This window comes from Aquitalea sp. FJL05, from assembly GCF_003852595.1.
In the GTDB taxonomy this organism is placed as follows: domain Bacteria; phylum Pseudomonadota; class Gammaproteobacteria; order Burkholderiales; family Chromobacteriaceae; genus Aquitalea; species Aquitalea aquatilis.
This window is the reverse complement of the sequence record NZ_QAJS01000004.1, coordinates 36,902-50,497: the sequence shown is the minus strand read 5'-3', so window position 1 is coordinate 50,497 and position 13,596 is coordinate 36,902. Positions and strand designations below refer to the sequence as shown.

10 protein-coding genes are annotated in these 13,596 nt (G+C 62.5%); 7 read left to right on the top strand and 3 right to left on the bottom strand.

The features are described from left to right. Positions 1–60: 60 nt before the first annotated feature. The gene (locus DBR44_RS03200; RefSeq protein WP_124642010.1) at positions 61–504 is read left to right on the top strand and encodes a nucleoside triphosphate pyrophosphohydrolase family protein; all 444 of its coding nucleotides are present in this window, start codon (positions 61–63) and stop codon (positions 502–504) included. Between the two features lie 72 nt (positions 505–576). Next, complete coding sequence (locus DBR44_RS03195) at positions 577–1,125, top strand: cytochrome b (protein ID WP_124642008.1); 549 nt, start codon at positions 577–579, stop codon at positions 1,123–1,125. A gap of 54 nt (positions 1,126–1,179) precedes the next feature. Here the strand turns inward: DBR44_RS03195 and DBR44_RS03190 are convergent, their stop codons facing one another. Next, positions 1,180–2,697 (bottom strand): MFS transporter, encoded by a 1,518-nt coding sequence (locus DBR44_RS03190; RefSeq protein ID WP_124642007.1) that lies wholly within the window; start codon positions 2,695–2,697, stop codon positions 1,180–1,182. 90 nt (positions 2,698–2,787) lie between these two features. Between DBR44_RS03190 and DBR44_RS03185 the strand changes: the two genes are divergently transcribed. Next, positions 2,788–3,696, top strand: coding sequence for a LysR family transcriptional regulator (locus tag DBR44_RS03185; protein ID WP_124642005.1), 909 nt, complete (start codon positions 2,788–2,790; stop codon positions 3,694–3,696). Positions 3,697–3,745: 49 nt separating this feature from the next. Here the strand turns inward: DBR44_RS03185 and DBR44_RS03180 are convergent, their stop codons facing one another. Next, on the bottom strand, positions 3,746–5,335 hold the full coding sequence (locus DBR44_RS03180) for a hypothetical protein (protein WP_124642003.1): 1,590 nt from the start codon (positions 5,333–5,335) through the stop codon (positions 3,746–3,748). A gap of 156 nt (positions 5,336–5,491) precedes the next feature. Further along, positions 5,492–6,472, bottom strand: coding sequence for a LacI family DNA-binding transcriptional regulator (locus tag DBR44_RS03175; protein ID WP_124642001.1), 981 nt, complete (start codon positions 6,470–6,472; stop codon positions 5,492–5,494). Positions 6,473–6,713: 241 nt separating this feature from the next. On the opposite strand from DBR44_RS03175, the gene ptsP reads away from it, so the two are divergent. The 4 genes from ptsP to DBR44_RS03155 all read left to right on the top strand — a co-directional run bounded on the left by ptsP (position 6,714) and on the right by DBR44_RS03155 (position 13,595). Next, positions 6,714–9,218, top strand: coding sequence for a phosphoenolpyruvate--protein phosphotransferase (gene ptsP / locus DBR44_RS03170; protein ID WP_124641999.1), 2,505 nt, complete (start codon positions 6,714–6,716; stop codon positions 9,216–9,218). Continuing rightward, positions 9,215–10,171, top strand: coding sequence for a 1-phosphofructokinase (pfkB, locus tag DBR44_RS03165; RefSeq protein ID WP_124641997.1), 957 nt, complete (start codon positions 9,215–9,217; stop codon positions 10,169–10,171). The genes ptsP and pfkB overlap by 4 nt, the downstream gene beginning before the upstream one ends. A 98-nt stretch (positions 10,172–10,269) precedes the next feature. Beyond that, a complete protein-coding gene (locus DBR44_RS03160; RefSeq protein ID WP_124641995.1) occupies positions 10,270–11,979 on the top strand; it encodes a fructose-specific PTS transporter subunit EIIC in 1,710 nt (569 codons plus the stop codon). Between the two features lie 242 nt (positions 11,980–12,221). Continuing rightward, positions 12,222–13,595, top strand: coding sequence for an MFS transporter (locus DBR44_RS03155; RefSeq protein ID WP_124641993.1), 1,374 nt, complete (start codon positions 12,222–12,224; stop codon positions 13,593–13,595). The last annotated feature ends 1 nt before the right edge of the window (position 13,596 follow it).

Genomic DNA, 13,596 nt, shown 5'->3' with positions numbered 1-13,596 from the left:
CCAAGCAACACTACAAAAACCACAATATACAGTAATAAATTCACAAAATATCACCATATAATGACAAATCCCTATCACTTGCGTCGCGATTTCATGCAGCGCTTTGACCTGCCCGCTCCCAGCCAGCCCGGCCTGTACCCGGACACCCTGCCGATGTGGGAAAACATGCTGCAGGAAGAGATGGCCGAATTCCTGCATGCGCTACAAGAATTCAAGCAACTGGAAAACTGCGACCCCGCCGAAAAAGTGCGCCGCATGGCCGAGCTGACTGCCGAGGGCGTGGATGTACTGAATGTGCTGACTGGCCTGCTGCTATCACAGGGAATGCCGCTGGAGGCCATGACTGATGCCATTCATCAGGCCAATCTGCGCAAGCAGATAGAGGGCAAGGTGGTGCGGCGTGCCGATGGCAAGGTGCTGAAACCGGCAGGCTGGCAGCCGGCCGACAAATGTGGCGTGATTCGCGCTGCCTTGCACAATGACAACAGCACGGCGCAAGATTAAGTCTGATTTAATACTGTCTGGCTATGATGCGGCCAGATCAAACCGGACACTCCCCACGCTGAAGGGACCATCATGCTAAAAAATTCACAACACAGTTACGGCCGTCTGGCCCGTGCCTTTCACTGGCTGGGCGCGCTGGCAGTCATCGCGGCACTGGCCTTTATCGAATTCAAGGACATCGCCCCCAAGGGCAGCCCCTTGCGTGACTTTCTGAAGTCCGGCCACTTCCAGGCTGGCGTCATTGTCCTGTTGCTGGTCCTGCCGCGCCTGCTGTGGCGACTGGCCAACCGTGTGCCGGATATCACCCCGGCACCGCAACCGGCGGCCATGCTGCTGGCGCATGCCGCACACTGGCTGCTGTATGGCCTGATGATCGCACTGCCGCTGCTGGGCATCGCCATCGTGCAGGGTAATGGCAAGGACGTGGTGCTGCTGGGCAGCACCTTGCCGATCTTGTTCAACGTCGGCAAGGAAACCGCCCGCAACCTGAAAGAAATTCACGAAGCGCTGGGCAATATGTTGCTATGGCTGGCCATCTTCCATGCCGCAGCCGCCGTATGGCACCACCGCTTCGTCAAGGATGACACCCTTACCCGCCTGACCGGGCCGCTGCGTCCCTGAACGATTCCACCCTACCAAACCCGGCCATGCCGGGTTTTTTTATTGCCTGTGCTCTCAGCGCAGATCGCGCTGCCACAGCGATAGCAGCAGCGCCAAGCCAGCCAGCGCAGCCAATGATAGCAAGGCATGATCACTGGCGATCAATACCGCCTGCTGGGTGACTTGCGTCGACAACTGCGCAAGACTCGCCGCATCCGCCCCTCCCTCCCACTGCCGCAACGTCACCCCATCCAGCCGGCCGAGCAGCGACAGCCGCGCCTCGGCCTCGCCGGCTTGCAGCTGCAGGGTGGCCAGACCGGTTCCCAAGGCCCCCGCCAGCTCACGCATGATGTTTTTCAGTTGATAGGCATGGGCAAAGTCTTCGACCTGCACCTCGGCATAAGTCATGGCGGCAATCTGCAAGACCGACAAGATCGGCACCAGCCCATGCAGCAGAATGGCCGGCAACAGATTGGCCAGCGCCGCCCCCGGCATGGCCGCCTGCGCCAGCCACAGACAACACAGCGCCAGCAAGGCAAAGCCAATGGCCAGTAGATGGTGACGGCGGGTCAGCCAGCGGCTGGCATACAGATAGACCAGCGCCATCGCGACCGTCACCATGCCACCCAGGCTGATGACCCTGCCGGTCGTGACAAAATCAAAGCCCAGCCCGCGCTGCAGCAAGGTGGACAAGAGGTAGGACCAGATACCGTTACACAGGTAATACAGGGCATAGAAGGCCAGCCCCATCAGATAGCGGCGGCGCAATAGCGCATGCAGTTGCAACCAGGGGTCGGGATGGGTGTGACTGCGCCGCCAGGCCAGCCCCAGCAACAATGTACCACCCAGCAAGGCCAGCCACATGCCGGGCCGGGCCGCCAAGCGCAAAAAGCGCAAATCCTCCAGCGTATGCAAGACCAGCAAGGCCCCTAAGCCCACAGCCGCCACCGCAACCCAGTCTAGTTCGCCAGCCTGCATGCGGGTCGGCGCTCCGGCATGGCGTGGATAGCTCAGCCGCACCAGCAGCAGCAATACCGGCACAAACGCCGCCTGCAACCAGAAAATGGCCTGCCAGCCCCAGTCTTCCACCAACAGGGCAGACAACCAGGGCGAGATGCCAGCCAGGCTGAACAGACCCAGCAGAAAACCGTACATCAAGGGCTTGCGTTCTCTTGGCTGAGCCACCAGCTGCAGCAGAATGCGCGAGGCGGTAAACAACCCGCCGCCGCCCAAACCCTGAAACAGCCGCGCCAGCGCCAGGCTGGCAATGCCCTCGGCCAGGGCACAGCCCACACTGCCAGCCATGAACAGCAACAATGCCCACTGGGTATAGCGGCGATAACTGATCAGGGTGGCAAACCGCCCCAGCAACAGATTGACCAGCACCGCCCCCACGGCAAAGCTGGTCAGCGCCCACAGATATTCCTGCGGAGCCGCCGACACCCCGCCCTGAATCGCGCCACCGGCCACCCCCATCATGCTGACGGCGACAAAGTCGGCCCCGGTGACCAGGCCCAGCGTCAGGCCAAACAATCTCACCTGCCATGGACGGCATTCGGGATGGGCTTGCAACAGCACGGGGTATGCATTCATTCGGGTAGGCGCTTTGAGCTTGGATGGATCGCGCTGACTATAAAGACCATGGTATTTTGAATAAACCGTCAAAATTGAAATGATTATTCAATGTCACGTACAAACGACTGGAATGACTGGTATCTGTTTAGCTGCATTGCGCAGCTGGGCAGTTTCAGTCGCGCCGCAGAACGGCTGCAACTGCCCAAATCAACAGTCAGCACTGCCTTGACACGGCTGGAACAAAAGCTGGGTACACGCTTGCTGGAACGCAGTACCCGCCAACTGCGGCTGACCGAGGCCGGCTTTCATTTACTGGAGGAAATCAGCCCGCTATTTGCCCGGCTGGAAGATGTGGCCGACCACCTGCAAGGTGTGGCCGAGGCCCCGCTCAGCGGCACGCTGCGCATTGCAGCGCCTTACGAATTCGCCAGCTTGCATCTGAGCCCGGTACTGTGCGACATCATGCAGGCACACCCGGGCCTGCATATCGAAGTGGACGTCATCAGCAATCAGACCGACCCGCTGAGCAGCGGACATGACCTGAGTTTTGTAATGACCAGCCAGCCCTTGCCCGACTCAAGTCAACTGGGCAAGCGCCTGTACACCTTGCAACAAGGCCTGTTTGCCGCACCGTCATTGCTGGCTGCACGCGGCAGGCCACAACACCCATCACAACTGCAGGACTGGCCCCTGCTAGGCGCTGCCAGCGCCCTGCCCTGGGTATTCCAGCATGCTGACGGTAGCCACTACGCCTTGCGCCAGGCGCTGCATCTGCAAACGGCCAATGCTGGCTTGCGCCTGCAGGCAGCCATTGCCGGGCGTGGAGCTTGTCTGGTCTCCTGCAATTTCGCTGCCCAGGCTGTCGCCAGTGGCCAACTACAAACCGTACTACCCGACTGGAAGCTGCCTGCGCTGAAAACCTATGCACTGGTACCCAATCGCAGCTTGCTGCCCACCAAGACGCGGTTGCTGCTGGATGGATTGGAGCAGCGCTTTGCCCGGCAGGAAACGCACTAGAATCACCCTGCCAGGCTGAGCCAGAGCCTGCGCTCACCCGGCACACACGCTATTCAGCCAGTTCGGGATTCTGACGTACAGCACAATCCCGCAGGCTGTCTGCCAAATCATCCTGTTGATTGGCACGGGCCCACCTGGCCATCTTGATTTGCGCCACTGGGTCACCCTGCAGGGCTGCACGCCAGCGCAGGCTTTCGATTAAAGACAGCGCTGGTGGACTTGCCGTCTCGCCGTCGTAGCTGCTCTGGATTTGCAACACGTCGGCCAGTTTGTTGTAAGCAGCGGGAACCTGCTGGCTGGCCAGCCATTGGATCATCGGCATGGCGTCCTCCCACATTTCGTCGTCCAGCATCAGCGATACCAGCCTGGCGGCTGCACGCCAATTACCCAGCTGCGCCGCCTCGACATAGGCCAGTTTCTGATGGTTACCTGCAGGCAGGGTGGCAGCCTCGGCAAAAGCCAGCTCAGCTTGCAAGCTCAGGGCAGGCTGATAAGTCTGGCAAGTAAACGCCCGACTGCTGATCGTGGCCTGCGGCAAGGCCGACCATTTGCGATGCTCCGCCAAGATAGCGTCGATACTGCTTGCCGGGTCGTTCTGGGCCGCTTTCGTCCACGCGCGCACTTTTTCCTTGAACAGCGCTTGTTCCTTGGCTTCAGCGTTCTGCTGGGCGCGGAATTCATCATCCCCGGTGCTACCGGAACGAATCTGTTGCATGCAGGCCTGCAGGGCTTTTACCGGGCGCTGCCAGCACTCGGCCGGCACCTCCCATTCCCAAAAATATCCACTGGGCAAGCTCATGCGATAGCTTGTCCCGCCGGCGGGGTCGGGGACAATAAAGGCACGCCCCTTGCTATCGACCACGCCGCGCGACAGCAGCTTGCCGCCAGCAGCACTCCAGGCATAGGGCATCCCGCTCATCGGCGTATCACCCTCGGTACTTTGCATCATGAGCAGATAAGGACGGACACCCGCCTTGGCCTCGCGCCGGGCTTGCTGGGCAAAGGCCGCCTTGCGTTTTTCCACCAAAGGGAGGCAGGCGGCTTCACTGGCACAGGATAATTGTGGGGAACCACCTTCCCACCAGCCGGAGATCAGGAAGAACTGACCTTGCCATGCACCCAGCCGGCGCTTCTGGGCATCTGCAACCAGGCTCTCGTAGGCACCACGCGGCAGCGATACGCGGCCAAATCCGGCAAGCTGTCCGCGATGCGCACGGCCTGCAAACCGTGTTCCGGACTGGCAACTTTCCTCGAATTGCCCTTCCATCTCGCCGCGCACAAAACTGCTGCGGACAGTACAAACATCATCCTTGTCAGCAGTCTTCAGCACACCGTCGCCATGGTAGTTGCCCTCCAGCATCTCGCCATCGAAATGTACCCGCTCCTTGCCGTCATCGGTCACCGTCAGGCTGCCCTTACCCACCGCCTTGTCATTCTGGCAGGCCCCAGTCCATTTGATCTGGCGACTGGCTGATGCCTCCTGCTGCTCATCAATCCACACCTTGCAGCCTGCAGGCTCACTACTGGCCCAATGGCTGTCGGCATCATCGGCCGTGTCAGCACAGGCCGGCTGCGCCATGAGCAGCGGCAGGCCTAGCACGGCGCGGACAATCAGCTGCTGATATTTCATCTTTGACATGTCATCACTCACGAGAAATAGACGCCAGCCAAGCCAGCCCGAGCACGGGCAAAGACACGCTGGATAAAAAAATGGCCTCATCATGCATACATCATGATCAAGGCCATTGTCATTGTCACGTGATGAGGGCTGGTCGCCACCCATTCAGCAGTCTGGCTAAGCAGCAGTCGAGCCGCGCACCACCAGCCGCCCAGACAGCACCACCTTGCGCGCGCTGCGTGCCGGGTCTTGCAGCCGCTCCAGCAACATATTCATGGCGGTGCGGCCGATGTCGTACACCGGCTGCTCGATCACCGTCAGGCCGGGTCCGGCCAGTTCGGTCCAGTTGTCATTGTCAAAACCGGCCAGCGCCAGTTGTTGCGGGATGGCAATGCCAGTGGCACGGGCGCCGCGCAGCATGCCCAGCAGCACCAGGCCATTGCTGGCGATCAGCGCCTGCGGCACGGCCGGTTCGCCCAGCCAGGTACGCATGGCCTGCTCGGCAGCCTCCGGCGTGGGCGCGATAAAGCGCGCTTCGGCCTGCAAACCGTGCCGTTGCATGGCGGCCAGCACCCCGGCATGACGCTCCGCCCCGGTGGTACTGGTGTTGCCAAACAGGCCGCCGATGCGGCGATAACCCTGTGCCAGCAGATGCTCCACCAGCAGGCTGGCCGCCTCGGCATTGTCCAGCACCACAGCATCGGCGTGGCCGGGTGGTGCGGCACGATCGATCAGCACCACCGGAAAGCCCAGTTGCTGCGGGTCCAGTTTCTGCGCCGTGGCACGGGTGGGAGCAAAAATCACGCCGGTCACCCGCTCCTCCTGCATCAGCCGCAAATACATGGCTTCTTTTTGCGGGTTCTCATCGGTATTGCACAGGATGACGCGCATGCCCACGGCGTAGGCCGCGTCCTCCACCGCCCGGCTGACTGCGGTAAAGAAGGGGTTGCGGATATCCGACACAATCAGCCCGATGGTGTGGCTATGCTGCGAACGCAGCCGCCGCGCCGACAGATTGGGCAGATAGCCGGTGGCGGCCACGGCGGCCTCCACCTTCTTGCGCAGTTCATCGCTGACCGGGCCATCGCCCAGCGCACGTGACACCGTGGCTACCGAAACACCGGCAGCCAGGGCAACATCCTTGATGCGTACGGTCATTTTGCAATCGTTTTCAGTCAGATTGTCGTGATCCTGCATCAAGTCAAAAAGCTTTGCAAGCCTTTAATTACAAGGATCATTAGCAAGTTCGATGTTGTTTTATCAAGATGATCTACGATCAATATTGACAGGTGTTGTGTAATCGATTTCAATGCCATCAACACAACGCCAGACAATAGCCAGCACCGCCCCTTCTTGGGTGCGATGCAGCAAAATAACAGTACACAGGAGACCACTCCCGATGTCGCACGACCTGATCCATCCGGAACTGATTTGCCTTGCCACGGCACCAGCCAACAAGGAAGACGCCATCCGCCAGGCCGGCCAGCTGCTGGCCCGCGCCGGCTGCATCGATGCCGCCTATATCGACAGCCTGCTGGCCCGCGAAGCCGTGGCCAATACCTTTCTGGGTCATGGCGTATCCATTCCGCACGGCATGGTGGAAGACCGCCACCTGATCAAGCGCACCGGCATCGCCATCCTGCAGATTCCGCAGGGTCTGGAGTGGAATCCGGGTCAGGTCACCCACCTGCTGTTTGCCATTGCCGCCCAGTCGGACGAACACATCCAGCTGTTGCGCCGTCTCACCCGCCTGCTGCAGGACGAAACCCGCCTGCAACAGCTGTTTGCCACCAGCGATCCGCAAGAGCTGATCGCCGCCCTGTCCGATAGCGCGGCCGCGCCGGCCCAGCCTGCTACTGCAGCCGGCGACCTGGCCGAACAGTTCGAATGGGTGGTGGACTACCCCAACGGCCTGCACGCCCGTCCGGCCACCGCCTGGGTGGAAACCGCCCGCCAGTTTGCCGCGCAGGTACAGGTACGCCACGGCCACCATGTGGCCGACGCCAAGAACATGATTTCCCTGCTGCAACTGGGCCTGCAGCGTGGCGACCGGCTGGTGGTATCGGCAGAAGGCAACGATGCCACCGCCCTGCTGCAAGCCATGCAAGGCGTGATGAGCCGCCTGACCGCGCAGGAACAGACCGACGCCGCCCTGGCCGCGCAAAAAGCCCAGGCCCAGCGCAGCGAAAACAACTGGCAGCCACCCGGCCATCCGCTGGAAGTGGCCGGCATCAGCGCCAGCCCTGGACTGGCCATCGGCAGAGTACATGTGCTCACCCACGGCCTGCCGGCCATTCCCGATCACCCGCTGGCACTGGCCGAAGCCGGTGACAAGCTGCATGTCGCCCTGGCGGAAACCCGCGCCGAACTGGCCAAGCTGGCCGAAGACACCGCCCAGCGTCTGGGCAATGCCGAAGCCGCCATCTTCAAGGCGCAGGCTGAGCTGCTCAGCGATACCGACCTGATCACCCTGTCCTGCCAGTTGATGGTGGAAGGCCACGGCGTGGCCTGGTCCTGGCATCAGGCGGTGGAGCGGCTGGCCGACCGGCTGGCCGCGCTGGGCAACCAGCTGCTGGCCGCCCGTGCTGCCGACCTGCGCGACGTAGGCCGCCGCGTGCTGGGCAAGATCGACCCCAGCCTGCAGGCCACCACCCTGTCCGAGCTGCCTGACAACTGCATTTTGCTGGCCAGCGATCTGTCGCCGTCTGACACCGCCGGGCTGGATACCGACAAAGTGGTCGGCCTGGCCACCGCACAGGGCGGCCCCACTTCGCACACTGCCATTCTGGCGCGCACGCTGGGTTTGCCAGCGCTGGTTGCCGGCGGCCCCGGCCTGCTCGGCGTAGCCAATGGCACCCCCGCCATTCTGGATGGCCAGAGCGGCCGGCTCTACCTGAGCCCGAGCGAGCTTGATCTCAAATCCGCCCGCGAGTGGATGGCACAGCAAAACGAACGCAAGGCACGTGAGGAAGAACAGCGCAGCCTGCCGGCAGAAACCCGCGACGGCCACCGCGTGGAAGTGGCCGCCAACGTCAACCGCCCGGACCAGGTGGCGGCAGCCATTGCCTCCGGTGCCGAAGGCGTGGGCCTGATGCGTACCGAATTCCTGTTCCTCGAGCGCGACAACAGCCCGGACGAAGCAGAACAACTGGCCACTTATCAGGGCATGTTGCAGGCACTGGAAGGACGTCCGCTGATCGTGCGTACGCTGGATATCGGCGGCGACAAGCAAGTGCCCTACCTCAACCTGCCGCACGAGGAGAACCCCTTCCTCGGCATGCGTGGTGCCCGTCTGCTGCTGCGCCGCCGCGACCTGCTGGAACCGCAACTGCGCGCACTGTACCGCGCCGCCCGTGGTGGTCAGCCGCTGTCCATCATGTTCCCGATGATTACCTCGCTCAAGGAAATCACCCGCCTGAAGGGCTTGTGTGAAGGCATCCGCCGCGAGCTGGAAGCCCCGGTGGTACCGATCGGCATCATGGTGGAAGTCCCCGCCGCCGCCACCCTGGCCGACAAGCTGGCCGAGCATGTGGACTTTTTCTCCATCGGCACCAACGACCTCACCCAGTACGCACTGGCCATCGACCGCCAGCACCCGGAACTGGCGGCAGAGGCCGACAGCCTGCATCCGGCCGTGCTGCGCCTGATCCACCAGACCGTACAGGGCGCCGCCCTGCATGGCCGCTGGGTAGGCGTGTGCGGTGGCATTGCTGGCGACCCCTTCGGTGCCGCCCTGCTGACCGGCCTGGGTGTCAACGAACTGTCGATGAGCCCGCGCGACGTCGCCAGCGTCAAGGCCCGTCTGCGCCACAGCGACTTTGCCAAGCTGGCCGAACTGGCACAGCAGGCGCTGGATTGCGATAGCGCCGAAGAAGTGCGCGCCTTGCAGAGCCTGCTGTCATGAACAGTCCGCTGATCACCATTACCCTGAACCCGGCCATCGACCAGACCGTCTGCGTGCGCGACTTTCAGTCCGGCGCGGTCAACCTGGCGCGCTCCAGCAGCAGCAATGCCGGTGGCAAGGGCGTCAACGTGGCCAGCTGCCTGGCTGACTGGGGGCTGCCGGTGCTGGCCACCGGCCTGCTGGGCCGCAATAACAGCGAGGCTTTCGAAGCCCTGTTCAAGGACAAGGGCATTGCCGACCGCTTCATTCGCGTGGCCGGTGATACCCGCGTCAACATCAAGCTGTCCGACCTGGCCAATGCCAGCACCACCGACATCAACCTGCCGGGTTTGACGGTGGGCGAAGCCCAATGGGAACGCCTGCTCACCCTGCTGGCCGCCGATGTGAATCCGGGCAGCCAGATCGTGCTGGCCGGCAGCCTGCCGCAAGGGCTGGAGCCGGAACGGCTGCCGGTGTTGATTGGCAAGCTGCGCCAGTGGGGCGCGCATGTGCTGCTGGACAGCAGCGGCCCGGCACTAGCCAGCGCGCTGGCCGCGCCGCGCGCCAGCCTGCCGGACTGCATCAAGCCCAACCGCCACGAACTGGAACAATGGGCCGGCCACCCCCTGCCCACCCTGCAAGACGTACTGGCCTGCGCCCGCCAGCTGCAACAGGCTGGCGTGAGCGAAGTGGTGGTATCGCTGGGCGAACAAGGCGCGCTGTTTGTGCTGGACGCCGGCCCGGCGCTGCTGGCCCGGCTTCCGGTACAAAACCCCTTAAGCACCGTCGGTGCCGGCGATGCGCTGGTGGCCGGCCTCAGTGCCGCCCGCCATGCCCGCCTGAGCGCCACCGACCGCGCCCGGCTGGCGGTGGCCTTTGCCGCCGCCAAGCTGGCACGCATCGGCCCGCACCTGCCGGAACGCAGCCAGGTGGAACAACTGGCACGGCAAGTGGAAGTACAGCACTTGTCCTAAACCATCATGCTGCGGGCAGGCAACGCTCACCCACCCCGCCACGCGGCAGATCATCAGCAAAGCAACAACAACAGGCAGACAAAACTAGGAGAAAGACAATGGCAAACCTGCTGGCAGTAATTGCAGCCCCAGACCGCAGCACCCAGGCCATGTTGGCTGGCGAAGCCCTGCGGCAGGCGGCAAGCAAGCTGAGACACAAGATCGAAGTGGAAATCCATACCGCACAGGGCGTGCAACAGCCGCTGAGCGCCAGCGCCATCGCCGCTGCCGACGCCGTGCTGCTGCTTGGCGAGGCTGCCGCGCAAGACGTGCGCTTTGCCAACAGCCACACCCTGCTCACGTCGCTGGAAGCCGTACTGGCCGATGCCGAAGGCCAGCTCAAGGCCAGCCTGATCACCCCTGCAGCCAGCAGCGCGCTGCGCATTGTCGGTATTACCTCCTGCCCCACCGGCATCGCCCACACTTTCATGGCAGCCGAAGGCCTGAGCCAAGCTGCACAGAAACTGGGTCACGCCATCCGCGTGGAAACCCAGGGTTCGGTCGGTGCGCAGGACACCCTGACTGCCGATGAAATCCGTCTGGCCGATGTGGTGATCATCGCGGCCGACACCCAGGTCGATCTGGCACGTTTTGTTGGCAAACGGCTGTTCTCCAGCGGCACCAAGCCGGCCATCAACGATGGCGAAAACCTGGTGCGCCGCGCCATTGCCGAAGCAAAACCGCATGCGGCCAGCCAGGCCAGTGCCAGTCAGTCTGCCGCGACACCGGCAGCCGCCAGCCAAAGTGAACAACGTAGCGGCCCGTACAAGCACCTGATGACTGGCGTGTCCTTCATGCTGCCCTTCGTCACCGCCGGCGGCATCATGATTGCCCTGGCCTTTGCGCTGGGCGGCATCTACGCCTTCGATGACGCGCACAAGGGCACGCTGGCCTGGGCCTTGTTCCAGATTGGTGCCAAGTCGGCCTTTGCGCTGATGGTGCCGATTCTGGCCGGTTATATCTCCTACTCCATCGCCAACCGTCCGGGCATTGCCCCTGGCATGGTGGGCGGCATGCTGGCCGCCAGCCTGGGCTCCGGCTTTCTGGGTGGTATCGCCGCTGGCTTCATCGCCGGTTACGGCACCGACTGGCTGAACAAGAAAATCCAGCTGGGACGTAATCTGGACGGCCTGAAGCCGGTACTGATCCTGCCGGTGCTGGGCTCCTTGCTGGTGGGCCTGCTGATGATCTACGTCATCGGCACCCCGGTAGCCGCCCTGCTGGCCATGCTGACCGAAGCGCTCAAGAGTATGCAGGGCAGCAGCGCCCTGCTGCTGGGTGCCATTCTGGGCGCGATGATGGCCTTTGACATGGGCGGCCCGGTGAACAAGGCAGCCTATGCCTTCGCCACCGGCCTGATCGCCAGCCAGGTCTACACCCCGATGGCTGCAGTCATGGCTGCCGGCATGACCCCGCCGCTGGGCATTGCCCTGGCCACCAAGCTGTTTGCCGACCGCTTTACCGCCGACGAGCGTGAAGCCGGCAAGGCTGCCGGTGTACTGGGTATTTCCTTCATCAGCGAAGGGGCGATTCCCTTCGCCGCACGCGATCCGCTGCGGGTGATTCCGTCACTGATGGTCGGTTCGGCCGTCACCGGTGCCATTTCCATGGCCATGGGCGTGGAGCTGAAAGTGCCGCACGGTGGTGTGTTCGTGCTGCCCATCCCCAATGCGGTGACCAATCTGGGTGCCTATCTGGTGGCACTGGTGGTGGGCACGGTGCTGACTGCAGTCATGCTGCGCGTACTGAAGAAACCGGTGACCCAGTAAACCCTCACGCCGGCAGACCGCACCAGATGGTGGCCGGCTAGCGATTTCCCTCTCTCTCGGGCCAACTCCTTTGCGGGTTGGCATTTTTTTTGTCTGCCACATGGAAATGGCATCTTAAAAAAACGGAAATTTCCAGAACGGAATGGCCAGAGCACAGCCTGGCAGCGCTGCTAAGGTAGAGCCCATTCCCGCCGAGGCAGGCAGCCTTCCCCCACGCCCGGCTTACTCTGGAGAACCACCACATGTCTGCCCCCGCCCTGTCCGCCGCCGATGTCAAACTGGGCCTGCGTGAAAAAGTAGCCTATGGACTGGGCGACATGGCGTCCAATCTGTCGTTTGGTGCCGTCTCGCTGTTCCTGCTGTTTTTCTACACCAATATCTTTGGCCTGAGCGCCGGCGAAGCCAGCCTGATCTTCCTGATCGCCCGCATCGTCGACGCGCTGTTCAACATCCTGCTGGGCTACGCCATCGACAAGACCCACAGCCGCTACGGCAAGCTGCGGCCCTATCTCTTGTATGGCGCGCTGCCACTGGGTGGGCTGACCGTGCTGTGCTTCACCACCCCGGACACCAGCTACAAATTCGCCTATGCCCTGGTCAGCTACACCGTGTACTGCCTGGCCTACACCACAGTGAACACGCCCTATTCGGCCATGAACAATATGCTGACCCAGCACGCCATGTCGCGCTCCTCGCTGTCGGTCTATCGCATGGTGTTTGCCACGCTGGGCTACTTCGTGGTGTCGGTGTATGCCGACCAGCTGATTCGCCGCTTTGCCGATCCGCGTACCGGCTACCAGCTCACCATCGCCCTGTTCGCCGTACTGGCCACCCTGCTGTTCTACGCCTGCTTTGCCATGACAAAGGAGCGCATCCACCAGGACAAGGACGAAGCGCCCAGCCTGCGCCAGATGGTGCAGGCCATCACCGGAAACCTGCCGCTGTTTCACCTCTCCATGTTCACCGTGTTTACCTATATCGCCTACAGCGTGTGGATGGCCGCCGCCATTTACTACATCAACTACGTCTTGCGCGATGAGGCTTACACCGCCAGCTTTTTCGCCATCCAGACCGTGGCCAATGTGGCCGGCACCATTGCCTCGGAAAAGCTGATTGCCGGGCTGGGCAAGAAAAGACTGACCCTGCTCACCCTGGCTGCCGGCGCGTTGGCACTGGCCTACCAGTACTGGCTGGCGGGCGACAGCAGGCTGGCCATCATGGCCTGCGTCAGCGTGTACAGCGCCGCCATGGGCAGCATATTTGTCTGCATGTACGCCATGGTGGCCGACACCGTGGAGTACGCCGAATGGAAGCACCATGTACGCACCGAGGGCGCCATCTACGGCTACTTCAACTTCATCACCAAGGTGGCCATGGCCATTGCCGGCGGGCTGGCCGGGCTGATCCTGCAGTATGCCGGCTACGACGCCGCCCATATCACGCCGCGGGCGCAAGACTGGATCGCCCTGATGATGACCCTGATCCCCGCCGCCATGTTCGTGCTCGCGCTGCTATTCGTGCTGCTCTACCAGCTGGATGAAGACAGCTATCTGCGCATGGTGGGCCAGATCGAAGCACGCAAGCAGTCCGTCGCCGCTCAGCCACAGGAGTCCTGAA